This window comes from Exiguobacterium sp. E17S, from assembly GCF_057772545.1.
In genome coordinates, this window is record NZ_JBYLRU010000001.1 from 1,204,125 (window position 1) to 1,228,386 (window position 24,262).

The window sequence follows — 24,262 nt, forward strand, 5'->3', positions numbered from 1 at the left end:
GATGGGGAAACGCATCTCCGGAGAAGAACGCCGGAAATCATTACTTCGTATGATTGAGGAAAGTGAGCAACCTGTCACAGGAACAGCACTGGCGAAACAAGCAGGTGTCAGTCGCCAAGTGATCGTGCAGGATTTATCATTGTTAAAGGCAAAAGGATATCCTGTCATCGCGACAGCTCGTGGCTATTTCATCAATGATCCGGAAGTTGACGGTTCAAAATTACGTCGCAAGATCGTTTGCCGTCACGGCATCGATCAGTTAAAGGATGAGTGTGACGCCATCGTTGACGAAGGAGTCGTCGTCCGCGATGTCATCATCGAACATCCCGTCTACGGCTTCATCACTGGAGAATTGATGCTAAAGAGCCGCCGAGACGTCCGTGTATTGCTAGAGCAGCTAAAAGAGACGCAAGCCACTCCGCTCTCGAGCCTGACGGACGGAGTCCATATCCACACGCTGGAGGCGGATCATGAAGACGCACTGGAAGCAGCCATTGCGAAACTCGATCGTCTCGGAATTCTCGTTTCAGAGCTCGATGTCTGAACATACAAAAACCGCCTATTCCAAAGGAATAAGCGGTTTTTTTTATCGTTCAATCGGTTCAAGTCGTGTCTCCGGCATCGTAGATGGCGGATCGAACGTTGCTAAGACTTTGCGGACGCGTCGGTTTTCGATATGCAAGACGGTCAACGTGACACGTTCATAACGCATCGCCGTTCCGACGTCCGGTAATTGTCCGCTCTCCTCCATAATCCATCCCCCAAGTGACTGGGCATCGGTGTCTGGCATTGTCAATTGAAATTGCTGACAGAAGTCTTCAATGTCGTACTCTGCTAGACATTCGTATTGCTCTGGACCAATCCGTTTCGTATATTCCAATGATTCATCGTGTTCATCCCAAATCTCCCCGACGATTTCTTCTAAAATATCCTCAAGGGTGATCAGACCTGCCGTACCTCCGAATTCATCAAGGACAACTGCCATGTGGGACTGCTTGACTTTGAGTTCCGGTAATAAATCCATCAATCGCGTCTGTGGTACGACGAACGATACCGGTCGAATCCATTCTCGGATATCAACGGAGCCGTTCTTCACGTATGCACGCAGAAAGTCCCGCTCCGATAATACACCAATGACGTGATCAATCGAATCTTTATAGACCGGTAGACGAGAATAGCCACCCTTCTGGACCTCTGCAAGGATGTCTTCAAGCCGCGCATCAATATCGATCGCTTGAATATCCATGCGAGGCGTCAGCGCATCCTCGACCGTCGCATGTTGAAAATCAACTGCTTGATGAACGAGTTCCGCCTCTGCAAGCCCCATGATCCCCTCTTCCTGACTAATATCAACGAGTGCCTTGAGTTCCTGTTCGGTCACGAGCGGACCTTTCGGATCCGCTCCAATCAACCGTAGCGCCAACTGGCGTAAGCGGAGTAACAGGAAGACAAGTGGTCGAAAGCACAGTAAGAAGAAACGAAGCGGACGTCCGATTAATAACACGTAACGTTCCGTATGCTCACGGGCATACGACTTCGGAATCAATTCTCCAAACAATAGCAACAGGAAAAACAGCGCAAGAAAGGCGACGGTTTGTGTTGCGATCGTCTCGACGAACTGGATGATCCACCAGCCACCAAATAAGATAAAGGCGACGTTGACGATCGTATTCCCAATCAAAATCGAAGTCAGTGTCTCTTCGTAGCGTTGAAGTAAGCGAAACACACGGGACGCACGCGCGTCCCCTGCTTCCGATTGGTGCAACAATCGCAACCGATTGACACTCGCGAGTGCCGTCTCGGCTGAGGAAAAGAATGCGGATAACATGAGAATCGGAATTAACCAAACGACTGAAATCATGGGCAATGGGTCCACGATGCTTTCACACTCCGTTTCCTAATGGAATGAACCGCTTAGAATGATGACTCGACGAATTCGAACTCGAAATCGCGGATTCGAACGACGTCGCCGTCGATCGCACCAAGACGACGCAACTCTTCGTCGACACCCATTTGACGCAGTGTCCGAGCGAAACGTTTAATCGATTCTTCACGCATGAAGTTCGTCATCGTGAAGAGTTTTTCGATGCGTGGTCCTTTGATGACGAAGCAATCGTCTTCATCTTTCGAAATCGTAAAGCCAGCTTCTGGTGCTTCGTAACCGTAGACGACACGTGGTGTCGCTGTTTTCTCTTCGAGTTCCTCAAGACCGAATTCCGGAGTTGCATCGACGAGGTCAGCGATTCGGAATAACAGATCGCGTAAACCTTGACGTGTTGCTGCTGAAATCTCGAATACTTCAAGCTCTGGGAAAGCTTCCTTGAAGGCTTCAAGATGTTCTGCCGCATCTGGCATGTCCATCTTGTTCGCGACGACGACTTGCGGACGTTCTGTTAAGCGGAGATTATAGTCCGCGAGTTCTTTATTGATGATATTGTAGTCTTCGATTGGATCGCGACCTTCCATCCCGCTCATGTCGATGACGTGGACGATGACTTTCGTCCGCTCGACGTGACGGAGGAACTGGTGACCGAGTCCGACACCTTCACTTGCACCTTCGATCAATCCTGGCAAGTCAGCCATGACGAAGCTTCGGCTATCTTCCGTTTCGACGACACCGATGTTCGGTGTGATCGTCGTGAAGTGATATGCGCCGATTTTCGGACGTGCGGCTGAAACGACCGATAACATCGTTGATTTTCCGACACTCGGGAAACCGACGAGACCGACGTCTGCTAGCATTTTCAGCTCAAGTTTCAAGTACTTCTCTTCTCCTGGCTCACCGTTTTCCGCGTGCTCAGGTGCTGGGTTGGCTGGTGTCGCAAAACGTGTATTTCCACGTCCGCCACGTCCGCCTTTTGCGACGATTGCTTGTTGTCCGTGATGGACGAGGTCAGCGATGACCGCATTCGTATCGTCATCGTAGACGACCGTGCCCGGTGGAACCTTGACGATTAGATGCTCGGCTTTACGACCGTGCATCCCTTTTGACATACCGTTTTCACCTTGAACCGCTTTAAAGTGACGTTTGTAACGGAAGTCCATCAATGTCCGAAGTCCTTCGTCGACTTCGAGGACGACGTGTGCCCCGTGACCACCGTCACCGCCGGCAGGACCGCCGTCCGGAACGTATTTCTCACGACGGAACGCTACTTGCCCACGTCCTCCGTCACCTGCTTTTACATAAATATTTACCTGATCGACAAACATGTCGGATCCCTCCTCTTACTTCTCTTCCTCAAACGGAAGACTTTCAATCTCAATCACACACTCATTTTCCGTCTGCGACTCGATTTCCATCGGCGTCACTAGATCCTCAAGGCGCGACATATCTAGTAGATCCCGATAGATCTCGATGGTCACGCCCTCGTGGAAGGTCACGGATACTTCTCCTACTCCTACATCAATCATGGCGATGGCTGCTTCGACGAGTTGCTTCAGCCGCTCATCTTCCATGTGGGGTGCTCCGATGACATCATACGTCACAGTTTTGCCTGACCATTCAGCTTGCAGTAACGCCAGTGCGGTTTTCGGCAATCCGATTCGCGCTAGACGTCCTTCCCGAGATGCTTGCTCCCGGTACGCCGAACAGATTGACTCGACTGCTTGTTCGTCTCCGATCGCGCCATACGAACGGACGAGTTGTATCCGGTTCAACCACTCGTGACGAAGAGTCTTTAAAAGATCAAGTACCTGCTGTTCCTCCATCGGTCGTTCCCTCCTAAAAAAAACAGACCCTAACCCTCGAAAGTGGCTAGAGTCTGCTTCGTCGATCCTTATGCTGGGTAAACGCTGACTTGTTTCTTGTCGCGTCCGAGACGTTCGAAACGAACGACACCAGTTGCAGTTGCGAAAAGTGTATCATCGCCACCACGTCCGACGTTCATACCTGGGTGAATCTTCGTACCGCGTTGACGGTAGAGGATTGAACCAGCAGAAACAGTTTGACCGTCTGCACGTTTCGCCCCAAGGCGTTTCGATTGCGAGTCACGACCGTTCTTTGTCGAACCTACCCCTTTTTTCGATGCGAAGAACTGAAGATTAAGTTTCAACATGTGGAATCCACCTCCTATACTTGTTCAAGTTGGATAAACTCACCGTAACTTTCAGCGATGGTACCAAGTTGGACCAAAGTCGCTTCCAGTAACAATTGGGTGCGCTCACTGACATCCGGTGCTAAGTCAGCGTACGGTTCTACATAAAAGTAGCCACCCTCTTGTTGTTCTGCCATTTCAAGGAGCAGGACCTGCCCGAGTAATGCTTCTATGGCATTGTATGCCCCGAAGATCACCGACGAGACGCCGGCACAGACAAGGTCGAGACCTGGTTCTGCGAACTCGGCATGTCCTGTCACTTCGATGGAGCGGACGAGTTCCGCTTCATCTCGTCGAATCTTGACACGTATCATGGCTTACGCTTCGATTTTCTCGATGCGGACCTTCGTGTAAGGTTGACGGTGACCTTGCTTACGACGGTAGTTCTTTTTCGCTTTCATTTTGAAGACAGTGATCTTTTTCGCGCGAGCGTGTTTGATGACCGTTGCTACGACCTTCGCACCTTCTACGAGTGGAGCGCCGACTTTAACATCGTCACCACCAAGGATCAATACTTCACCAAATTCAACTGTGCTGTCGACGTCTGCGTTTAATTTCTCAACGTAGATTTCTTGGCCAGCTTCAACTTTGACTTGTTTACCACCTGTTTTGATAATTGCGTACATTACGTGCACCTCCTCTTAGGAACTCAGACTCGCCATCACGGGCAGCGAATGCTTTAAAACCCGGTCTGTGCGGTTGTAGTCATTTGGGTGCTTCCAAACGAACTAACGTTATTCAGAATACCAAACGTTCTTCTACCTTGTCAATGCTGTTCTGAAGGATTATTCCGATCGCTTGATGAAATCGAGACAGTCCTGTGACGACCCCGTGAACAGGACCGCCGGATCGCCTTCGAGCACATGGACTTCGAGCGGTTGACGGGAGATGAATTCGTCCTGCAACAGATGCCGTGGTGCGCGAATCACGACCGCTTCCGCATAGGTCGCAATCTCAAGTAACTTCGGTTCAATCAAGCGATAGACACTCAATCGCGTCCACTGCCCGGATTCCTGTGAGCGTTCCTGTAGCGATTTCCCGTGACGTTGTCGTGTCAGTTCGCATAAGCCCATCTTCGTAAACCCGTAGACTTCGATTTGTTTCGTCTCGAGCGCCGCCCGTTCTTTGAGGAGTTGTGTCACCCGTGTCTGACCTTTACTAGAGCCACGTAAAAAATCGATCGCAATCATACCGCTAATGTTGCGCAACCGTAATTGTCGCATGACTTCGACGGCAGCCGCTTCATTGATTTGATCAAACGTCCGCTTTTGTTCCTTGACGGAGATCGTCTTCCCACTGTTGACGTCGATGACAGTCATCGTCTCGACCTCTTCAATCAAGAGATACGCTCCCCCGTCAAGCCAGACGACCCGTTGCATCGCCTTCTCGATTGCGCCATCGATCGCTTCCATCTCAGGTAAGCGTCCTTTTCGTAGCGACCGTTCGACGGACAGACCAAGCAATTCCAGGCGTTCCTTTTCCTGACGCGTCATGACGAGCGCATCGGTGACATGTGGAAGTCGTTTTGCTTCCTGAACGATCAGTGCCTCGTCTTGTTCAAGACGCGGCGCCTGCATGAGTTCTTTGTGCCGTGTCCGTAATGACTGCAGCTCTTGCTTCAATTCGTCAATTGATGCTTTTGCTGCCTCCGTCCGGTAGAGAATCCCCTCTTCGTCCGTCGTCGTCAATTGCTCCGCCAGTTGACGCTGAACGACGAGATCCAGCTTTCGACTGAAACGGATGCGCCGCCCGTACGGGAAATAAACGAGATAACGTCCACCATAGGTGATGTTCTGCGTCACTTTGTGTTGTTTCGGTGCGACTCCTTCCTTGACGACCTGGACGAGTAACGTCTGTCCGACCTGGACGGCTTGTCCGATCGTCGGTACGTCCGGATAGCGACGAAGTGCTTCGACCGTCTCATTCAGCGGTAAGTAAAGCGGTGTGCCGTCAGTCGCAATCAAAAAGGCTGCTCCGAGCGTCGGATGCAACCGGTCGACCTTGGCATAGACGAAAGTGCCAACCCGGATCTCGTCGCGCATCCGCTCATGATATTCAATCAATCGACCACCTTCGACCAATGCCAATCGTTCAAGCGAAGCGGTCTGTTCACTAATCCATCGCATACTGATCCCTCCAAAAAAATTAGACTAGGCGCGACGATGTCGTCCTAGTCTAATTTCCCATTCTTATTTCATCCCAAGCATCTTCTTCAATTTGACGAAGAACCCTTTTTGCGGTTGTTCATTTAAATCAAGCAGTGGTACAGATTCGCCGAGAATCCGGCGAGCAATGTTCCGGTAGCCGAGTCCAGCCCGGTTATCCGGATTCATCGTCACCGGCACACCACGGTGGGAAGCGGCGATGACTTCTTCATCATCGATGATCAGACCAAGTAGATCAATCGAAAGGATACGCATGATCTCATCGATGTCGAGCATGTCACCTGATGCCATCATGTGTGAACGCACCCGGTTGATGACGAGTTTCGGAACGATGTTTCGTTCTGAGCGCTCGAGCATCCCGATGATGCGGTCCGCATCTTGAACGGCTGCTTTTTCCGGTGTCGTCACGACGACGGCTTCATCGGCTCCAGCGATTGCATTCATGAAGCCTTGTTCGATTCCGGCAGGGCAATCGATCAAGACGAAGTCGTATTCGAGTTTCAGTGTATCGATGATTGCCTTCACCTGTTCGGGTGTGACGGAGGATTTATCCTTTGATTGAGCAGCAGGCAACAGATACATCTCTTCAAAACGTTTATCGCGGACGAGTGCTTGGTGCAATTTACATTGCCCTGTCACGACGTCAACGATGTTATAGATACTCCGGTTATCAAGACCAAGCACGATATCCAGATTACGTAACCCGATATCCGTATCAACGAGGCAAACGGAATGTCCCATCAATGCAAGTGCTGTTCCGATGTTTGCAGTCGTCGTTGTCTTTCCGACGCCACCTTTACCGGATGTGACGACGATGGCGCGTCCCATGTTCGTCTTCGCCTCCATATGTACCTGTTCTTTCACTTGTTCCATATCCGTCACCCTCTTTCACTATCAATCGCAAACTGATCCATCCGCGCGAGCGGAACGGTTTGAAGGCGGGAGAATTCGACCCCGTCTTCGCCTAAAAATGCACAACCCATATCGAGAGCAGGAATCGGTGCGTCGTCCGGTTCTTCGTGGACGGTGCCAGCGACTGCGACCCATTTCGGTTGCAATACACTCGCAGCGATGACGGCTTCCGTATTGCCACCTTTACCTGCGTGAACGGTACCACGTAAAGCACCGAGACAATAGATACTTCCTGTCGCATGGACGACCGCTCCCGGATTGATATCTCCGATGATGACGATCGAGCCTTCGACGTCTAATACGTGCCCACTGCGTGCCGTGCCACCGAAATAGTGGAACGTTCGCTCTCCGTACAAGGCTTTTGCCTCGTCCTTCGTGATGCACTCACTGTCATAACCTTTGAAAGAGAAGGAATCATGTCGCGCGACGATAGATTCGACGGCCGTCAACACCCCTTCATCGACATAACGTCGACCGAAGAAGAAGGTGATCGGTACGGCGCGTCCGTTCTCGACGGATTTGTCCGCAAGCGTCAACTCTAAATCGTCAAGAAATTCATCCACACTGCACCTTTCATTCACATAGACGGCGAGGCCACCACGATGACCTTTCATCGTTACATAACGTTTACGCTCAATCATGACTCATCCTCTTTTCTCGTCAAGGGTCGACTGCACGAGCCGGGTCATCGGATAATACAGGATGATGATCCCGATCAGCTGCGCAACTAGACTCCTTGGAATGATCTGTGTCGCGAGTTCCTGGAAGGAGACTCCGACACCCACGACCGAAGCCGTGAAGAAATATATATCGAGCTCATACAAAATGGCACTGAACGTGAACGTGACAAGAATCGTCAATACGTTCTCCTTTACATATTTTAGCACGAAGCTACTAAAAAGCGGAATGGCGGATAACGCAAATAAGTAAATGCCGATGATATCGGAGTAAACGAAATCATACAGCAATCCGAAAACGAGTCCGAATCCGAGTGCCTGTTCAAGTTTTCCGTACCGACCGAGGAACATCAGACCAATCAATGTCGCATGGATAACGTACGGCGAACCATCTCCGAGTGGTCCTGCGAACAACGTTCCTTCTAAGATAAAAAGAAGGAACACGGCGAAAAACAACTTAACGTTATTCACGAGTGTCCCCTCCTTTATCGGTCTCAGCGAAAGGTTCCTTCGCTTCGCGTTCAATCACGAAGACATGACCGAACTGTTCGAAGTCTGCTGCCGGTTTGACGTATGCGATTTTCGAAGCCCCATACTGATCGGCTTTCACTTCCTCGATTTTTCCGATGACAATTCCGCTCGGATACTTCCCACCGAGACCGGACGTCGTGACGGTCTGCCCTTTTTTCAGCTTCGCATCATTCGGAATTTTCGTGAACTTGAGTAATTTCGTCTCTTCATCAAAGCCTTCGATCGTACCGAAGACCCCTTTTCCTTTCGTGTCGTCTGCCGTTGCCGAGACGTTATTCGTTCGACTCGTATCCGACATCAACTGCACGAGGGATGTATAAGCACTCGCCTGGATGACGCGACCGATCAGTCCATCTGCTGTTACGACGGCCATGTTCGGCTTGACTCCTTTTTGTTCGCCGATGTTAATCGTGACGAACCGTTGCCATTCGGACGATGTCCGACCGATCATCTCTGCCGGTAACAATTTGTAGTCGCGAATCGATCCGTTCAGGTCGAGCATGTCTTTCAATTCTTTATTCTCACGTTCAAGATCACGGACTTTGACGGCATTGCCGGCATAGTCACTTAAGCGTGATTTCAAGTGTTCGTTCTCTTTGTACACGTCACGCACTTCTTTAATCGAAGTGACCGTATCATCAATCCAGCCAATCGGTGTCGCGAAAAGGCGTTGACCGACGCCCACGGTATCACGCACGAAGCTTTGATACCAGTGGGATTGGTTACGCCCTTGTAGCGAAATCCCGATCAAGATCACCAAAAGGAGAAAACTAAGGAGTGTGATGAGCAGTTTTCGATTATTTAAAAATCGCTTCATCGCTCATCCCGTCCTTATCTTTTTTGCGAGATGCCTGATTTCGAACGAAGAACATTCATCATCTCGAGTGATTTTCCTGTACCGATCGCGACACAATCGAGTGCATTTTCTGCAACGAGTGTCAAAATACGTGTTTCGTCTTCGATGACAGCGTCGAGGTTCTTCAAGAGTGCCCCACCGCCTGTCAAGACGATTCCGCGGTCCATGACGTCTGCTGATAATTCAGGAGGCGTCTGCTCAAGCGTGTGCTTGACACCTGCAAGAATCGCTTCGACCGTATCCGAGAGTGCGTCACAAATTTCCGCACTTGTGACTTCAATCTGTTTCGGAAGACCTGTGACGAGGTCACGTCCACGGATTTCCATCGTTTCGTTCTCTGACTCTTCATCGATGCGAGCGTAACCGATCGTCATTTTCAACGTCTCAGCTGTCCGCTCCCCGATCATCAAGTTGTACTTCGATTTGATGTAACGAATGATCGACTCATCCATCTCATCACCACCGACACGGATCGATTGGCTCGTGACGATACCACCGAGTGAGATGACAGCAACTTCTGTCGTACCACCACCGATATCAACGACCATCGATCCTGTTGGTTCTGAAACCGGAAGACCAGCACCGATTGCTGCTGCGAATGGTTCTTCGATCGTGTACGCTTCACGCGCACCTGCAAGTTTCGCTGCATCTTCGACCGCACGTTTTTCGACCGATGTGATACCACTTGGTACACAGATCATGACGTTCGTCTTAGAAGAGAACAAGCCTTTTTTCTTCGAAGCTTGATCCATGAAATATTTGATCATCGTAGCGGTTGTTTCATAATCCGCGATAACCCCGTCTTTCATCGGGCGTCGTGCAGTCACGTTACCCGGCGTACGACCGATCATGTTTTTCGCCGCGTTACCGACAGCTTCAATTTTCCCTGTATCCGTACGGAAGGCGACGACGGACGGTTCGCGGACGACGATTCCTTGCCCCTTTACATACACAAGCGTGTTAGCCGTACCTAAGTCAATGCCGATTTCACGGCTGAATGATCCAAACATTATTCAAAAAACCCCTCTCTGAGAATACACTTCACTAATTATAACGGAAAAGCCTTCATTGGAAAGCGTTAAAACGTTACAGCTTGTTTACAGTTCGCCTTAGAAAACACACAAAAAAACGTCTGACGGAAAGAATCGAAGCTTTCCCTTCAGACGTTATTCTTACATAAATCCGCGCTGTTTCATACTAATAAATTGTCCATGCCCGATGATGATGTGGTCAAGACAACTGATTCCAATGAGTCGTCCCGCCTCAACGAGTCGCTCTGATACCTCGATATCTTCCCGACTTGGCGTCGGGTCACCAGACGGATGATTGTGGACGGCGATGAAGTTCGCAGCCGAGCAGCGAATCGCTTCCCGGAAGACGTCTCGCGGGTGGACGATCGACGTGTTCAATCCTCCGATGAATAACGTCTTTTTCGAGACGACCTCATTTTTCGTATTCAAATACAGACAGATGAAGTGTTCCTGCTGATAGAGGCGCATCTCTTCTAACAACAGTTCCGCTGCGTCTTCCGGTGAGCGGATCGTCGGCCGCACCCATTTCGGTTCCGTGACGAGACGACGACCAAGTTCTAGTCCAGCCATGATTTGTAGTGCCTTCGCCTTCCCGACCCCAGGTGCTTTTTCAAGTCCGCCGACTCCCGCTGCCTCGAGTTCGATCAATGAAGGATAAATGTGCAGTAATTCTTCCGCGATTTCAAGTGGTGTCCGGTCGCGCGTCCCACTTCGGACGAGACACGCCAGCAACTCGACTGTCGTCGCTTGTGCCAAGCCTTTCAACTGAACCATATCCTTCGGCCATTCAATCACAGCATCCGACCTCTCTGTTTCAGAATTACGCAAACATCGGCTTGATTTCAAAGGACGCGAGACGTTTTGTGATCTCGTGGATCGGCAGTCCGACGACATTATAGTAATCGCCCTCGATCGCCTCGACGAACAGACCACCCATCGCTTGGATGCCATAGCCACCCGCTTTATCATAGGGCTCGTTCGTCGCGATATAGCCTTCCATCCACTCGTCTGGTAATACACCAAAACGGACGTGCGTCGTCACGTCGAACGTCTCTTCCTTCTCCCCGAAGCGAATCGTCACCCCTGTCACGACTTCATGAGCGCGTCCTGACAGACGAGCTAGCATCGCCCGCGCTTCAGAAATATCCGCCGGCTTCTCAAGAATCATGTCATCGATCGCGACGACCGTATCAGCAGCCAGAATGACACCATCTGCTGTAATCGCTCGCGCTTTCTTTTGTGATAGATGACGGACGTACTCGTGTGGTGTCATCGGGTACGGCGCTTCTTCGACGATATTCGCTGGTACGACTTCATGAGGAATGCCGATTTGTTGTAGGAGCTCCGTCCGCCGTGGTGAAGCCGACGCGAGAATCAAGTGTGGTTGCGTTATCATCAGTATCACGTTCTTTCCCGTTAATTTCGAATCGGATAATTCGAGTCATCGTTTAGTCTAACAAAAAACAAGCGGTCCCTAACAGAGTAGGAACCGCCAAATGAACCTTAATTTCCTGTCACATCGACAAATGGATCCGACTTCGGTGTCTTCTCCTCGAGTGGCGTTTGTTTATCCGGCGTCAACTTCGTCAAATCCGGACGATAATACGACTCGATCTCGACTGTGAATGAGAGCATCTCATCCTCAAGTAAGACTGTTCCACTGCCTGGACCCGGCTCTTCCGGTCCCGACAACTGGATTTGGCGTAAGACCGTGATTCGATCCGTCCGCTCGATTTGCTTCAGGAATGCCATTAATTCAACATACGACGGGGCTTCGACTGTTAGTGATGCCGGAAGCGGTGTTGCATTCGCTGTGGTCGTTCCCGTCGTTGCAGATGAAGCTGCAGCTGCCTGATCAGACTCCGTCGCCATCGCTCCGTCAACAGCAGGTGTTGAGGTAACCGGTGACTGTGGTGCTGTCTCTGTCGCCTGACCAAACGTGATCGACTGGACTTTGACACCGGCAATCTGACTCGACGCATTGATCGCATCGATGACGTCATCGTTTGACGCCGTCACCGGGACTTTTTGCTGGAGGAAGCTCGATTCAGCGACGTCGACTTTCTGTTCGTTCGCTTTCGCTTGCTCGAGTATCATCTGTTCTCGCTTTAACGTCGCTTCTTTTTCTTGAAGCGTTTGATGCGTCGTATAGGTCGTATAACCGAAGTAACCAACCGCACCGAGGACGATCAAAATCGTTAGACCGAGGAGGATGAAGCTACTATAACGTTTCAATTGTCCGGCACCTCCTCGATTTCAGTCGTTACATTCGGATCAGTCGTCTCCGTCGTATCGGTCTCAGGAGTCTCTTCCGTCGAGCCATCCGTTTCCGATTCAGACGGCTGATCTTCTTTTGGTACTTCCGGATCAGCCTCGTTCGTCTCACCTTTGACGACTTCCGTCGGGTTGACGTTTAACGAGAATTGTCCGATATAACGGGGTTCTTCTGATTTGGCATCGTCAGACGGTGTAATTTCCGTCGTCGGGACTTCTTGTCCGGTCGTCGGATCAACCGTCGTTGTCGTGACGACGTCGGCCTTTTCGTTCATCGTCCGTGTCGTCACGCTCGCAAGATTCGTTCCTGAGAAGACTTTATCCGTCAACAGCTCACGATAAAAATCGTTCAGTTCATCAAGCGTCTCGAACTGTGTCGTCATCGTCACGGCATGATCTGCCCCATAAGCGAATTGAAGAATGTAACCACGCTCCGGGAGATAACGGGTAATCCGCTCAAGTGTTGGTACAGCAGGACGAGGAGTCGTCTCAAGACCTTCAACCGTTTGTTTAAGTTGCGCGACTTCCTGTTTTGCCGATTGATCCGATTCCGACTGCAATTGACGGACGATCTGAATTTGATCGTTCGTTGATTCGACGCGATCCGCGAATTGATCCGTTTGCCAGTAGAGATAACCACCGACGAGTCCGCCGAACAATAAGAGGATCAATGAAGCGACGAGTGGATACTTCGGTGCTTCATCGTTTTCCGGTAACAAGTTGATGCGGTCTTTTCGCGGTGAAGCAAGACCAGCGAGTGGTAAGTAGGCCCGTGGAATCGACTGTCCGTCGATTGTCATCATGTCAGGAATTTCGTCTAAACTTAAATCAAAGTTCGACCGAAAACGCGTCGCCAGTTCATCACGGAACGGGAAGTCGCCGGCAAGGACGACGTTCGTGATTTCCCGTCCTTCGCGCGCGAGTGAAAAACGATAGAAATCAAGCACACGTGAGAACTCGAGTAACATCTCATCTAAGACAAGTTCGACCGTCGGATCATCCGAACGGTAACGGTAATGTAGTTGGTCGTCGATGACATCAACATCCCACGCGTCAGCCGCAAACGTATCAACCGAGCGAATCAGACGCGGAACATGGTCTTCGATGATGATCAGCTGATGGTTCGTCGCATTCGCATTCCAAATCAATAACGTATCGGCTTCCGTCGCGACCGAATGATGGGCTTCGATCCCGAAGTAGGTCGCAAGCGGTTGGGGTTCGGCAGCAACGAGGCGCAAGTGTTTTTGTTTGAACAGTTGTGTGTATTGCTTGAGCGCCTCGTTTGGCGCGGCATATAGCATGATTTCCCGTTTCCCGTCTTCTTCCAGAACCGTGTAATCAAAATACGGTTCTTCAAACGGCAGGACGATACTATGTCCGATTTCCATGAACAAGTAACCGCGGATTTGATTCGTCTCAATCGTCTCCGGAATATCGAGCTTCCGGGCGAGAACGAGTGAACCATCAAGCGCAAGTACCGCTTGCGAGCCGCGTGGTACTTTCAGCTTCGTCAATAACCCGTCAAAGATGAAATCAAGCGAGGCTTCCGGTTGTAACCAGCCTCCTTGCAGTGTTCCTGGCGGCAGTGCGACGACTGCCCGGCGCTTAATGACGCCTTTTTTGACGACTGCACCGAAGATTGCGACATCGGTGAAATTAAAGTAAATATAAGTACCTTTACGCCGTTGCGCCATATGTACGTTCTTCCTTTCTTAAAGCAGTAAATCGAGGTACCACGACACCCAATCATCCGCAAAATAATATGTCAGTAATGTTCCGACAGCAATCGACGGAACGAAGGGAATTGGTTGTTTCCGTTTCACGCGTCCGAGTCCAAGTAACGTTAACCCAAGAACGGAACCGACGAATGCTGAGACGAACAAAGCAATGACGACGTGAAGCGGTCCGAGGAAGATTCCGAGCAGTCCGAACAGCTTGACATCGCCTGCCCCCATCCCACGCCGGGAAGCAAGAAAGATGACGAACAATAGAACGAATCCGACGATTCCACCAATAATTGGATTATACCAGTTTTCGAGTGGAGAAAGGTAGCGCACAATCAAGGCAATCGGCAAAAAGATGAGCAAAATTTTATTCGGGATCAGCATGTAGGCTAAGTCCGACATCGTCAGGATGAACAACAAGCTCGTCAGGACGAGCGTCAATGCGAGTTCCATCGACCAGCCGAACTGCCAGAAGGCATAGGCGTAGAGGATCCCTCCGAGTAATTCAAGCGCTGGATACTTGATTGAGATCGATTGTCCGCAAGAGCGGCACTTCCCACCGAGTACTGCGTAACCGAGTACCGGTGTTAATTCGAGCGGTCTAAGAACATGTCCACACGTCGGACAATGGGAGCGCGGATGAACGATCGACTCCCCGACCGGAACGCGCAGACCGACGACGTTCGTAAACGACGTGATGAGTAAGCCTAACAAGAAAAAATAAACCGTGAAGACGATCGTCATGACACGACCTCCCTTTCAAAAAAGTTCAGAAAAAAACCCCCGAGGAGGGGGTGGGAATTATGGTGTTGTTGTTGTAGCTGTTTCTTCTTTGTCAGATACTGCGGCACGCTTCAAACCAGTATCTTTAACATTTTCGAAATAAGCAATTCCGTTAGCTCCAACTAATTTAACTGTATAAGTAAACTTACCACCAGTAGTTTTCGCTACGGTAACCGAAGCAGTCTTATAATCCTTATCTTCGTTCATTGGATCTTTTAACGAATCAATATAGTTATCTAATTCGCCAGTACCATCGTCTTTAAAATCAAGTTCGTCCCCTGTTTTAATTCCTACAGCATCAGCAGAAGCTTTCAACTTTGCTGCACTAACAAGTTGTTTCGCATTCGATACTTGCGCATCCTTACGTGAGTTCTCAATCAATCCACCGATTGCGACGACAGCGATTGCTGCAATGATTCCTAAGATAACGACGACGACGAGTAACTCGATCAACGTCAGTCCGCGCTCATCGCGCATTTGTTTTGCATCTAACCAGATTTCTTTTAAACGTTCTACCATTTTCGTTATGCCTCCCTAGTACTTTTTCACTGTTTTTGGCTAGTAGGTAATACTATCCAGATGAATACTATTATAGTAGCACCATATTTTTTGTAGAATATGTCTTTTTTTCACATCAGGTAAATGTTTTTACAATTGTCAACTCGCTTGTATATCCGAGTAAATTTTAAACATTGGTACGACGACTGCGATGACGATAACACCAACTATTGCCGCTAATACAACGATCAATAACGGTTCAATGATCGACTTCAATCGGTCCGTCGTCGTCTCAACCTCTGTCTCATAGAAGTTCGCGACCTCTGTCAACATCGAATCAAGACGTCCTGTCTCTTCGCCGATGGCGATCATCTGTGTGACGAGAGGTGGAAAATATTTGTTTTTCTCGAGCGGCTCGTGCATCGGAATCCCGCGTGCCATCGCTTCGTTGGCACCCGCGATCCCTTTACGGATGATCCGATTCGTGACGATCCGTTCCGTAATATCAAGCGATGCCAAAATCGGGACCGATGCGTTCAATAATACAGATAAACCACGCGTCATCAAGGCGATTTGTGACTTTTGAATCAGTGGACCAAATACAGGGATAATTAGTAAAAACCGATCAAAAAAGAGACGTTGTCGTTCGTTTTTTAAATTAAAGTAAAGTAATCCAATCAATCCAAAGGCAACTAACAACATGACCCACCAGTACGCGACGAAGAAATCAGAAACCGCGACGACAAGTTTCGTGATCAATGGCAACTCACTCCCGAGTTGATCAAAGATCGACGCAAACGTCGGTACGACGTTCATCATCAGGAACACGACGACCCCTACAGCAACCAGCGAAACGACTGCTGGATAAATCAGTGCCGAGATGACCTTTCGTTTGATTTCATACTGTTTTTGGAGCTGCGTCACGATATTCTCAAGTGCTTCCTCTAAGTTACCACTCGCTTCCCCCGCCATTGCCATACTGACGAAAAACGTGTCAAAGACACGAGGATGTTTCTCGATCGCTTTTGAAAATTGAATCCCACTGCGTAAGTCATCCTCGACTTCGATCAATGCTCGCTCAAGCGGCTTTGATTCCGTCTGTTTTCGAAGGATTTCCGTTGCCTTGACGATTGAGACACCCGATCGCACAAGCGTCGCGAACTGACGTGCATACATGACAAGATGTTCGATTTTCGGTTTAGGACTAAGAAACGTAATCTCCGTATTCAGTCCTTTTGACTCCTGTTTCTCAAGCGATGTCACGGCGATTTGATCCGTTCGCAGTTTTTCAGCGGCTTCTCGTTTCGTCAGCGCCGTGATTTTACCCTTCTTTCGTTTACCGGCCATCGTGCGACCTTCATACGTGAATACTGCCATGTTTTCACCCCGATATGTACGGTGTTGCAGCAGATGATGGAATCAAGCCTCGACTGACGAGATCCTGTAACGCCATTTGCATCGTCTGCATACCGTATTGTTTACCCGTCTGCAGGACGGATTGAATTTGATATTCCTTGCCAGTCCGAATCAAGTTCGAGACGGCTGGTGTATCGACCATGATCTCGAGTGCCGCGACACGTCCTGACCCGTCCGTGCGAGGCATCAGTCGTTGCGAGATGACACCTGCAAGAACGTTTGCCAGCTGAGCCCGAATTTGGTCTTGTTGCTCTGACGGAAAGACATCGATGATCCGACTGACCGTTGAGGCCGCGGTCGACGTATGGACCGTCGCAAAGACGAGGTGACCGGTTTCGGCAGCCGTAACGGCAGTCGCGATCGTCTCAAGATCACGCATCTCACCAAGCAAGATGACATCCGGATCTTGACGGAGCGCCGACCGTAATCCGGTCGCGAAACGTGGCGCATCTATTCCGATCTCCCGCTGATCAATCAGACTTTTATGATGACTATGTAAGTATTCGATTGGATCTTCGAGCGTGATGATCCGTTTATACATCGTCTGATTGATTTCATTGATCATCGCAGCAAGTGTCGTCGATTTCCCGGAGCCGGTCGGACCCGTCACAAGAATCAAGCCGTGCGGTTTCGTCAAGAAACGCTTCAGAACAGGAGGCAATGCTAATTGCTCAAGCGTCGGTACTTCCGTCGGGATCGTCCGAAAGGCCATCGATAATGCGCCCCGTTGATAAAAACAGTTGACCCGGTACCGAGCGACGCCCGGTACTCCAAACGAAAAGTCAATGTCACGATCTTGTTTTAATTGCTGATACATCTCGTCCGTGATCAACGAGCGAACGAATCCATCAATGATTACTGGTTTCATTTTTTCCGTCCCAAACGGTGCTAACGTTCCATTGATCCGAAAAACGGGTGGTGATCCCGCCGTGATGTGGACATCTGATGCATCTTGTTCTTTGGAGGAGCGTAGGATATCCTCGATTTGGGCACGTTCAATCGTACTGTTCATTCAGAAATCACCGTCCGTAATATTTCTTCTGTCGTCGTGATACCTTGAGCAACTTTTGATAATCCATCTGCAAGCAAGAAGCGTTGTCCTTGTGATTTGACATGCGCGGTAATTTCGCCCTCTGTCGATTGATTCATGATCATCCGCCGCAAGACTTCATCGATCATGATCACTTCCTGAATCGCGACACGTCCACGGTATCCGGTCATGTTACATGACGGACAACCACGTCCCCGCATGACCGTCGTCGCCTCGATTTCTTCTTGATCAAACAATTCTTGTTCTCGCGTCGAAATTGGATGCACTTCTCCACAATCGCGGCACACTCGACGAACGAGTCGTTGCGCGATCAATCCACTGACGGATGCAGCAACTAGGAACGGTTCGACCCCCATATCAATCAATCGCGTGATGGAGCTGACGGCAGAGTTCGTGTGCAAGGTCGAAAGAACCAAGTGTCCTGTCAGCGAGGCACGAATTGAAATCTCCGCTGTCTCGATATCCCGGATTTCCCCGACCATGACGACGTTTGGATCCTGACGTAGAATCGAGCGAAGACCACTCGCGAATGTCAGACCGATCTTCGCGTTGACTTGCACCTGATTGATGCCGTCGACTTGGTACTCGACCGGATCTTCAACAGTGATGATATTGCGTGACTCGTCATTCAACTCATTCAACGCTGCATATAACGTCGAGGATTTCCCGGAACCGGTCGGACCGGTGATCAAGATGATCCCGTTTGGACGCTTCAGCATCTCCCGGAACTGCGACTCGTTACGCGCACTAAAACCAATTTTTGAAATCGAGATGTTCGAGTTCGAGCTGTCGAGAATCCGGATGACGACCTTTTCACCATAAACAGTCGGTAAGGTCGAGACCCGGAAGTCATATGGCAAACCATTGAAGACATACTTAATCCGTCCATCTTGCGGTAGTCGAGACTCTGTGATGTCAAGTTCACTCATGACCTTGATTCGTGTCGTTAAAATGTTCTGCACTTGTTTCGGATAATTGTTTTCCGTCCGGAGTTCTCCATCGATTCGAATCCGAATCGTCATCGACGATTCTTGCGGGTCCATATGAATATCCGACGCACGTTGCGCAATCGCATTTTCAAGAATTTGATTGACGAGACGAATGACTGGCGCTTCCTCTCGGTTGACGACGTCGGCAATCTGTTCATTCGTCATGACATCGTCTGATTCGAGTAATTCCCGTAAGGAGGAATCAATGTCGTAATACTTTAGGATCGTTCGTCGGACTTCTTCACGGGTGGCAATACCGACGTCAATCAGAAGACCGGTCTGCATCCGTAAGTCATCAATGGCAATCAAGTCCAAGGGATCAGCCATCGCGATGAACAGCCGATTTCCTTCCCGGTAAATCGGAACAAGATTATGACGTTGAGCTAAGTCTTTCGAGATCAGTTTCGTGACAGCGACATCTACCGGGTAGTTATACAAATGAATGATCGGGATATTAAGTTGATGATGTAAAGCTTCCAATAACTGTTGTTCCGTCAAATGACCTAATCGTAACAGGGCATCTCCCAATTTTTCCGTCGATCGTTTGACGGTCAACGCTTCATTCACTTGTGCTTCTGTCACGACACTCTCTTCGATCAACATTTCACCCAAACGCTTACGCTTCATTGCCATTTAAATCGTCATCCTTCCGCGTGCCATGTTTCTTCTGCCTCTAACACATCCGGTCGTTGTTTCTTTTCATCAATCACACTCGTCACAGCAGCCGTGATGACACATAACATGAAAATTCCGACCGGTACAAGTGGGTTCGTCATCCAGTCGAGCTGAATGCTGAAATAAATCAAGGTCACGATGACAATCGTTGCCATCGATAAAATCGCTTTAGCTGCCATCGAAGTCACATATGGAATCGTGACGGCGAACATCAACCCACATACAATCGTAGCTAGTCCGATGATGATTCCTAATTCAATCGCGATTGTCGTCCAGTTCATCGCTATTTCCCCTTTCTTAGCCGACAGGTTCACCTGTTGTTTCGTCATCGACAGGTGATGCGGGATCACCCGTCTCATCACTACTTGGAGATGTTGGTGATGTCGGATTATCCGGTGTCGTTGGTGATTCCGGTGTATCTACGTTCGTATCAGGTTCTGTCGTGTCAGTTGCTGGTGTATCTGTAGATGGTGTATCAGTCGCCGGTTCTGTCGTATCCGTTCCGTTATCATCTGTCGTTTCATCGACGGGTGGCGTCACCGGTACAGGTTCAGCTTGATTACTTTTCGTGACGATTGCCGGGATTGCCGCGTAAAAGTCGAGCGCTAACAATTGTTTTTTCTCGCCTTTCGCTGATTTCACGACGCGATAGACCTCGATGGATTTCCCTTCTTCCCCAGCTTGTGTGTCACTTGTTGATCCGGCTGTCAATGTCGACGAATAACGTGTGATCGTCCGATATGGAATCGTTTTTTCGCCTTCTAAGACTGTAGTGACCGTCTCTTTGAATGGTGTTCCCCGAAGTTCCAACGTGACATCACTGCCATTTTGAAGCGCGACCAATCGATACGTGACGGCTTGTGTGTTACGGACAGCAAAGTCTGTTTTTTCATCAATTCGTACATCATATCCGAGTGTGATTCCGTCTGGTAACGTAGCATGCGGCATCCGCTCGACGATTTCAAACGGTGTTTTTGCAAACAATTCATACAATTTACTACCGACATATGATCCCGCTACAGCATCCATGCCGTACGTCTTAACGTTCATCAGTTGCCCTGCTTTAATCTCGACGTTTGCCATTGCTGTGATCATTTGCTCTTCTGCAGCAGACCGTGTCGTAAAGGCGACACTTGAAACGACCGTCTCAGAAGCATCCGACGTCGTGTCCGTTTCAGAAGGATCATAGTTGCCCTCTGCTAACGTTTTACTTGTTTTGATCAACCAACCTTCAAATGCTTGTTTTTGTTCTGGTGTGTAACTAATCGGTTGCGACGCTAAATAACTTTCCAAATTCACTTCGTCAATCCGAACGACCAAATCTCCACCTTTTTTTAATGACGCTTTTTTGACAGTCGTCGCAACATCAATCGCTACAACGTTGGTCGGAATCGGTGTCGTCTCTTCTCCGGTCCCTGTCGTCAACGGTGTCTTTTTCGTCCATTCTGTCACTGCTTTTTCCACAGTAGACTTCGCTTCGTTCCTTTCCATACCACTGACGGGTACAGATCCGATTCTTGCCGTTTCAGAGAATGTCGTAGTTTCTGTCGCTTTGCCCGTAAATGAAATCAAGGCAAACGAAGGGACATAGATAAGGGCGACGAGTAAAAGGAGCAAAAGAGTATGTACAGCAAAACGCTTAAAGTTAATCATCATCTGTTTCCTTTCTGTATCAATTAATCATTTCAGGTATCTAGTATTTCCATTATAATGAATGAATAAGTGAAAGCGTAGCCTTTTCCTTACATATACTGTTTTCTTTTGCATTTTAAAAATATGAGGCGTTATATCTATTCTTCAAAAGGAGTTCATTTCATGGTCCAGAAAGAAAACGGGTTTTCTTTAATTGAGGTACTCGTCAGCGTCGTCATCTTGTCGATTGTGTCGATCGCCTTGATCAGTATTTTTTCTCAATCTTTACGTTCGAGCCACTCTAGTATGGACGAGACGACAGCGGTTAATCTGACTTCCTATGCGGCTTCTTATTTACAGCGGGAAACGCTCGTCAAGACGTCTCCTTTATACTTCAATCAATTAAAGACTCAAGTCGGAAAAAGTACGTTTGATATCTGCCCAGCGTCGGATACTAACGTAGCGATCTGTAATCAAGTATTCGCACCTGTCGTCAACGGAACGCAATACCGTATCAATTTACAAGTCAACTCAACTACAGGTAACGATCCTCGCTTGTTGAATACCACCTTGACGATCAAAAAGGACCAATCAAGCGACATTCTATTTTCCTTAAAAGGAGTCTTAAGTAATGAACAGCTTAATCAAGAATTTCCGTTTGATTTATCGGCGCGATGAAGGCTTATCACTGATTGAGATTTTAGTCAGTATCGTCATCGCCTCGATACTGAGTGCGGTTATTTTAACCGTTTTCCTACTCGGTGCAAAAAGTTTTAAACAAACCGACGCCATCAGTGACGTCCGGTCAGAGGCTGATATCATGATTAGTTCCGTCTTATCTGATATTACGACGAGCGGATACGATTTCGTACGATTAAGCGACGACGGTCAAACGTTATCGCTTTACGACGCAACGCCGTTAAACGTCGATCCCGATTCCGGATTACTCGTTCGAATCAATGATCAGAACATGATCATGAATCCGAAGCCGATCAAGGTCCTGCGGTTTGGTGAAGGAGCACTGACATTGACTGATCGAGAAGACGAGTTACTGTTATCGAATACGGGTGATGCTTCTCAGTTTCGGATCAAAAAGGCGACTCCGATGACAATCAATGGTGTCACCTACTACCAACACGGAATATTAGAAATTGCTTTAAAAATTCAATCCACACAAGAAGAGAAATTACTTTCCCTTCAAAGTGGTATCGGCTTCTAGAGGTGAAATATTAACTATGAAAAAACAAGAAGGGTACACATTGATCTTTGTCCTCGTCACACTAGCAGTCGTCTCAACGCTTGCCCTTGTCGTCATCGGTATCAATCTGCAGACGAAACGCTCAACAGAAATCCGAAAAACAGAAGTTTCCATCTCTTACGAAGCCCGCTCGCTACTGAACGAAGGTGTCGCGAAACTGTACAACACCTTTCCGACGACACGTCCTGTCTCAGCTGATTTCAAGCAACAACTCGAACAATTGATGTACACACCGAACACGACGACACCCGTTACATACGAAAGTCTGTTGAAGAAGGGCTCACAATCGATTGGAACATATCAATATAAACTCGTGACTTCAGCGAATGCGTCAGCAAAGGATCTTGATAATGTCAAGATCGTCGAAATCACAGCTATCGTCTCTTCGCATATTTCAGATCAGCCTGAATTGAAACGCACGTACACACAACGTGTCTCACTCTCGACACTTCCAAGCTTTTTGTATCATGTACTCGGCTCGGAAAATCAGCTGACACTCAACGGTGCCCCGAGCATCAAAGGAAATGTCTTTTCGACTAAACCGATTCGCTTATCACAAATCCCACTTTTCTCTTACAAAGGAACTGCTTATTCGCCATCTATCGCTGGCAACTGGACAGCAAAACCAATCATCGAAGGCGTTATCAATGTCAGTCCGCCAACGCCAAACCCTACTTTAAAACCGTTTGAGATTTGTAATACGGCGAATAAGTTCTGTAGCGAATCCGTCTCTTCTTGGCAAGACGCTTCGGAACCCATCTCCTCATGGCTTGATGCTTCTGAATTGACACGCGTCGTCTCAACGCCGTACGAGTTCTCGTCACTCAACTATCTATACTCGTTTATCGAGTATTTACATCGACATAACTTACCGATTCAGGAATCAAACATCGCTACAGCCGATAAACAAATCGATGTAGAAAAACTACGAACTGCATTGCCACAAACGAATGGGATTAAAGTTCTTCCGATTACTGCGACAAGTACCGTCTTTGACGAGAGTCTGACCATCGACAATCCAAACGATAATTTGCTCGTCACCAACGCTAGTTATACAACGCCTTTATCAGCAATTTTACTCGATCAAGATATCGGTTTCTCAGAAAGTCCACTTATTCTAAATGGTAATCTATCGATTCAAAGTGTGCGTACGTTAACGAATCCATTGAAGATTTCTCGTCCTTTGATCGTCATCGGTGATCTAAAAATCAGTGGAAACGTGGCGTTTAATACGACAATTTTTGTTCTTGGGAAAACTACGATTGACGACGCGAACATCTCATCGATTGAAAACAACTCGATGGTTCTGCTCAGTAAAGGCGAGTTGTTGATTAATCGATTTGATAAATTCTCGCAAGCTACGAATGAGATTGAAGCCTTTTTATACAGTGATGCGATGACGAATAATCGAATTTATACCGTTGGATCGAACTTATCGATTTCCGGTGGATTATTTACGAAAGGTAATTTAACGATCAATACATTCCGTGGTAGCTTTACGACGACGACTAATCCGACAGATTTAACAGAGTTCGTCTCCCGGATGCGTAGTTCGAGCGATCGTCAACAATCACGTCTTCAACTGAATTACGATGCCAACATCATTAAAAATCAACTTTCTTCATTACCTGTGACCGATCGCATTCATCTGTACGTCGAACCTCCTCAACGAAAAGATACCCAATAAAAAACACAC

General features: G+C 48.6%; 27 protein-coding genes and 1 other annotated feature. Of the genes, 4 read left to right on the plus strand and 23 right to left on the minus strand.

Annotation, left to right across the window (positions count from 1 at the left end):
* Position 1: 1 nt before the first annotated feature.
* Positions 2-544 (plus strand): transcription repressor NadR, encoded by a 543-nt coding sequence (locus AC3B4V_RS06300; RefSeq protein WP_149427668.1) that lies wholly within the window; start codon positions 2-4, stop codon positions 542-544.
* A 42-nt stretch (positions 545-586) separates the two neighbouring features.
* Here the strand turns inward: AC3B4V_RS06300 and AC3B4V_RS06305 are convergent, their stop codons facing one another.
* From AC3B4V_RS06305 to AC3B4V_RS06415, 23 genes are all read right to left on the minus strand, one after another.
* The gene (locus AC3B4V_RS06305) at positions 587-1,861 is read right to left on the minus strand and encodes a hemolysin family protein (RefSeq protein ID WP_488377985.1); all 1,275 of its coding nucleotides are present in this window, start codon (positions 1,859-1,861) and stop codon (positions 587-589) included.
* A 53-nt stretch (positions 1,862-1,914) separates the two neighbouring features.
* A complete protein-coding gene (obgE, locus tag AC3B4V_RS06310) occupies positions 1,915-3,210 on the minus strand; it encodes a GTPase ObgE (RefSeq protein ID WP_023468943.1) in 1,296 nt (431 codons plus the stop codon).
* A gap of 15 nt (positions 3,211-3,225) precedes the next feature.
* The gene (locus tag AC3B4V_RS06315; protein WP_023468944.1) at positions 3,226-3,708 is read right to left on the minus strand and encodes a Spo0B domain-containing protein; all 483 of its coding nucleotides are present in this window, start codon (positions 3,706-3,708) and stop codon (positions 3,226-3,228) included.
* 68 nt (positions 3,709-3,776) lie between these two features.
* Positions 3,777-4,055, minus strand: a complete 279-nt coding sequence (rpmA, locus tag AC3B4V_RS06320; protein ID WP_012370976.1) for a 50S ribosomal protein L27 — start codon at positions 4,053-4,055, stop codon at positions 3,777-3,779.
* 14 nt (positions 4,056-4,069) lie between these two features.
* Positions 4,070-4,408: a ribosomal-processing cysteine protease Prp gene (locus tag AC3B4V_RS06325; protein WP_023468945.1), complete on the minus strand. Its 339-nt coding sequence runs from the start codon at positions 4,406-4,408 to the stop codon at positions 4,070-4,072.
* 3 nt (positions 4,409-4,411) lie between these two features.
* A complete protein-coding gene (gene rplU, locus AC3B4V_RS06330; protein WP_012370978.1) occupies positions 4,412-4,720 on the minus strand; it encodes a 50S ribosomal protein L21 in 309 nt (102 codons plus the stop codon).
* A gap of 15 nt (positions 4,721-4,735) precedes the next feature.
* Positions 4,736-4,805, minus strand: a sequence feature (ribosomal protein L21 leader region).
* A gap of 74 nt (positions 4,806-4,879) precedes the next feature.
* A complete protein-coding gene (locus tag AC3B4V_RS06335; protein WP_064299552.1) occupies positions 4,880-6,220 on the minus strand; it encodes a ribonuclease E/G in 1,341 nt (446 codons plus the stop codon).
* Between the two features lie 63 nt (positions 6,221-6,283).
* Positions 6,284-7,087, minus strand: a complete 804-nt coding sequence (gene minD, locus AC3B4V_RS06340; RefSeq protein ID WP_029342255.1) for a septum site-determining protein MinD — start codon at positions 7,085-7,087, stop codon at positions 6,284-6,286.
* Positions 7,088-7,137: 50 nt separating this feature from the next.
* Positions 7,138-7,812 carry a septum site-determining protein MinC gene (locus tag AC3B4V_RS06345; RefSeq protein WP_035406484.1) on the minus strand — a complete coding sequence of 225 codons (675 nt, stop codon included), beginning with the start codon at positions 7,810-7,812 and terminating at the stop codon, positions 7,138-7,140.
* Between the two features lie 3 nt (positions 7,813-7,815).
* On the minus strand, positions 7,816-8,319 hold the full coding sequence (gene mreD, locus AC3B4V_RS06350; RefSeq protein ID WP_023468949.1) for a rod shape-determining protein MreD: 504 nt from the start codon (positions 8,317-8,319) through the stop codon (positions 7,816-7,818).
* Positions 8,312-9,196, minus strand: coding sequence for a rod shape-determining protein MreC (gene mreC / locus AC3B4V_RS06355; protein ID WP_195864665.1), 885 nt, complete (start codon positions 9,194-9,196; stop codon positions 8,312-8,314). The genes mreD and mreC overlap by 8 nt, the downstream gene beginning before the upstream one ends.
* A 14-nt stretch (positions 9,197-9,210) precedes the next feature.
* Positions 9,211-10,245, minus strand: a complete 1,035-nt coding sequence (locus tag AC3B4V_RS06360) for a rod shape-determining protein (RefSeq protein ID WP_029342258.1) — start codon at positions 10,243-10,245, stop codon at positions 9,211-9,213.
* A 162-nt stretch (positions 10,246-10,407) separates the two neighbouring features.
* Positions 10,408-11,040: a RadC family protein gene (gene radC, locus AC3B4V_RS06365; protein ID WP_050677672.1), complete on the minus strand. Its 633-nt coding sequence runs from the start codon at positions 11,038-11,040 to the stop codon at positions 10,408-10,410.
* Positions 11,041-11,086: 46 nt separating this feature from the next.
* On the minus strand, positions 11,087-11,662 hold the full coding sequence (locus tag AC3B4V_RS06370; RefSeq protein ID WP_488377986.1) for a Maf family protein: 576 nt from the start codon (positions 11,660-11,662) through the stop codon (positions 11,087-11,089).
* A 107-nt stretch (positions 11,663-11,769) separates the two neighbouring features.
* Positions 11,770-12,501: a hypothetical protein gene (locus AC3B4V_RS06375; RefSeq protein WP_488377987.1), complete on the minus strand. Its 732-nt coding sequence runs from the start codon at positions 12,499-12,501 to the stop codon at positions 11,770-11,772.
* Entirely contained in the window at positions 12,498-14,234 is a 1,737-nt protein-coding gene (locus AC3B4V_RS06380; RefSeq protein ID WP_488377988.1) for a fimbrial assembly protein, read from the minus strand. The genes AC3B4V_RS06375 and AC3B4V_RS06380 overlap by 4 nt, the downstream gene beginning before the upstream one ends.
* Positions 14,235-14,252: 18 nt before the next feature.
* Positions 14,253-15,008: a prepilin peptidase gene (locus AC3B4V_RS06385; protein ID WP_488377989.1), complete on the minus strand. Its 756-nt coding sequence runs from the start codon at positions 15,006-15,008 to the stop codon at positions 14,253-14,255.
* 57 nt (positions 15,009-15,065) lie between these two features.
* The gene (locus AC3B4V_RS06390; protein ID WP_488377990.1) at positions 15,066-15,566 is read right to left on the minus strand and encodes a type II secretion system protein; all 501 of its coding nucleotides are present in this window, start codon (positions 15,564-15,566) and stop codon (positions 15,066-15,068) included.
* 138 nt (positions 15,567-15,704) lie between these two features.
* On the minus strand, positions 15,705-16,922 hold the full coding sequence (locus AC3B4V_RS06395) for a type II secretion system F family protein (protein WP_488377991.1): 1,218 nt from the start codon (positions 16,920-16,922) through the stop codon (positions 15,705-15,707).
* A 4-nt stretch (positions 16,923-16,926) separates the two neighbouring features.
* A complete protein-coding gene (locus AC3B4V_RS06400; RefSeq protein WP_488377992.1) occupies positions 16,927-17,973 on the minus strand; it encodes a type IV pilus twitching motility protein PilT in 1,047 nt (348 codons plus the stop codon).
* The gene (locus tag AC3B4V_RS06405) at positions 17,970-19,634 is read right to left on the minus strand and encodes a GspE/PulE family protein (RefSeq protein ID WP_488377993.1); all 1,665 of its coding nucleotides are present in this window, start codon (positions 19,632-19,634) and stop codon (positions 17,970-17,972) included. The genes AC3B4V_RS06400 and AC3B4V_RS06405 overlap by 4 nt, the downstream gene beginning before the upstream one ends.
* Positions 19,635-19,642: 8 nt before the next feature.
* A complete protein-coding gene (locus AC3B4V_RS06410; RefSeq protein ID WP_488377994.1) occupies positions 19,643-19,957 on the minus strand; it encodes a hypothetical protein in 315 nt (104 codons plus the stop codon).
* A 16-nt stretch (positions 19,958-19,973) separates the two neighbouring features.
* Positions 19,974-21,140, minus strand: coding sequence for a G5 domain-containing protein (locus AC3B4V_RS06415; RefSeq protein WP_488377995.1), 1,167 nt, complete (start codon positions 21,138-21,140; stop codon positions 19,974-19,976).
* A 351-nt stretch (positions 21,141-21,491) separates the two neighbouring features.
* Between AC3B4V_RS06415 and AC3B4V_RS06420 the strand changes: the two genes are divergently transcribed.
* The 3 genes from AC3B4V_RS06420 to AC3B4V_RS06430 are packed head-to-tail and all read left to right on the plus strand — an operon-like array spanning position 21,492 to position 24,253.
* Entirely contained in the window at positions 21,492-21,986 is a 495-nt protein-coding gene (locus tag AC3B4V_RS06420; protein WP_488377996.1) for a type IV pilus modification PilV family protein, read from the plus strand.
* Positions 21,940-22,527, plus strand: a complete 588-nt coding sequence (locus AC3B4V_RS06425; RefSeq protein WP_488377997.1) for a PilW family protein — start codon at positions 21,940-21,942, stop codon at positions 22,525-22,527. Before AC3B4V_RS06420 ends, AC3B4V_RS06425 begins: the two co-directional genes overlap by 47 nt.
* A 16-nt stretch (positions 22,528-22,543) precedes the next feature.
* Positions 22,544-24,253, plus strand: a complete 1,710-nt coding sequence (locus AC3B4V_RS06430; protein WP_488377998.1) for a type II secretion system protein — start codon at positions 22,544-22,546, stop codon at positions 24,251-24,253.
* Positions 24,254-24,262: the final 9 nt, after the last annotated feature.

What these genes read in the sequence shown, in the direction of transcription:
- AC3B4V_RS06300 (WP_149427668.1), top strand. Translation starts at nt 2, where the DNA reads ATGGGGAAACGCATCTCCGGAGAAGAACGCCGGAAATCATTACTTCGT.
- AC3B4V_RS06305 (WP_488377985.1), bottom strand. Translation starts at nt 1,861, where the DNA reads ATGATTTCAGTCGTTTGGTTAATTCCGATTCTCATGTTATCCGCATTC.
- obgE (WP_023468943.1), bottom strand. Translation starts at nt 3,210, where the DNA reads ATGTTTGTCGATCAGGTAAATATTTATGTAAAAGCAGGTGACGGAGGA.
- AC3B4V_RS06315 (WP_023468944.1), bottom strand. Translation starts at nt 3,708, where the DNA reads ATGGAGGAACAGCAGGTACTTGATCTTTTAAAGACTCTTCGTCACGAG.
- rpmA (WP_012370976.1), bottom strand. Translation starts at nt 4,055, where the DNA reads ATGTTGAAACTTAATCTTCAGTTCTTCGCATCGAAAAAAGGGGTAGGT.
- AC3B4V_RS06325 (WP_023468945.1), bottom strand. Translation starts at nt 4,408, where the DNA reads ATGATACGTGTCAAGATTCGACGAGATGAAGCGGAACTCGTCCGCTCC.
- rplU (WP_012370978.1), bottom strand. Translation starts at nt 4,720, where the DNA reads ATGTACGCAATTATCAAAACAGGTGGTAAACAAGTCAAAGTTGAAGCT.
- AC3B4V_RS06335 (WP_064299552.1), bottom strand. Translation starts at nt 6,220, where the DNA reads ATGCGATGGATTAGTGAACAGACCGCTTCGCTTGAACGATTGGCATTG.
- minD (WP_029342255.1), bottom strand. Translation starts at nt 7,087, where the DNA reads ATGGGACGCGCCATCGTCGTCACATCCGGTAAAGGTGGCGTCGGAAAG.
- AC3B4V_RS06345 (WP_035406484.1), bottom strand. Translation starts at nt 7,812, where the DNA reads ATGATTGAGCGTAAACGTTATGTAACGATGAAAGGTCATCGTGGTGGC.
- mreC (WP_195864665.1), bottom strand. Translation starts at nt 9,196, where the DNA reads ATGAAGCGATTTTTAAATAATCGAAAACTGCTCATCACACTCCTTAGT.
- AC3B4V_RS06360 (WP_029342258.1), bottom strand. Translation starts at nt 10,245, where the DNA reads ATGTTTGGATCATTCAGCCGTGAAATCGGCATTGACTTAGGTACGGCT.
- radC (WP_050677672.1), bottom strand. Translation starts at nt 11,040, where the DNA reads ATGGTTCAGTTGAAAGGCTTGGCACAAGCGACGACAGTCGAGTTGCTG.
- AC3B4V_RS06370 (WP_488377986.1), bottom strand. Translation starts at nt 11,662, where the DNA reads ATGATAACGCAACCACACTTGATTCTCGCGTCGGCTTCACCACGGCGG.
- AC3B4V_RS06380 (WP_488377988.1), bottom strand. Translation starts at nt 14,234, where the DNA reads ATGGCGCAACGGCGTAAAGGTACTTATATTTACTTTAATTTCACCGAT.
- AC3B4V_RS06385 (WP_488377989.1), bottom strand. Translation starts at nt 15,008, where the DNA reads ATGACGATCGTCTTCACGGTTTATTTTTTCTTGTTAGGCTTACTCATC.
- AC3B4V_RS06390 (WP_488377990.1), bottom strand. Translation starts at nt 15,566, where the DNA reads ATGGTAGAACGTTTAAAAGAAATCTGGTTAGATGCAAAACAAATGCGC.
- AC3B4V_RS06395 (WP_488377991.1), bottom strand. Translation starts at nt 16,922, where the DNA reads ATGGCAGTATTCACGTATGAAGGTCGCACGATGGCCGGTAAACGAAAG.
- AC3B4V_RS06400 (WP_488377992.1), bottom strand. Translation starts at nt 17,973, where the DNA reads ATGAACAGTACGATTGAACGTGCCCAAATCGAGGATATCCTACGCTCC.
- AC3B4V_RS06405 (WP_488377993.1), bottom strand. Translation starts at nt 19,634, where the DNA reads ATGGCAATGAAGCGTAAGCGTTTGGGTGAAATGTTGATCGAAGAGAGT.
- AC3B4V_RS06410 (WP_488377994.1), bottom strand. Translation starts at nt 19,957, where the DNA reads ATGAACTGGACGACAATCGCGATTGAATTAGGAATCATCATCGGACTA.
- AC3B4V_RS06420 (WP_488377996.1), top strand. Translation starts at nt 21,492, where the DNA reads ATGGTCCAGAAAGAAAACGGGTTTTCTTTAATTGAGGTACTCGTCAGC.
- AC3B4V_RS06425 (WP_488377997.1), top strand. Translation starts at nt 21,940, where the DNA reads ATGAACAGCTTAATCAAGAATTTCCGTTTGATTTATCGGCGCGATGAA.
- AC3B4V_RS06430 (WP_488377998.1), top strand. Translation starts at nt 22,544, where the DNA reads ATGAAAAAACAAGAAGGGTACACATTGATCTTTGTCCTCGTCACACTA.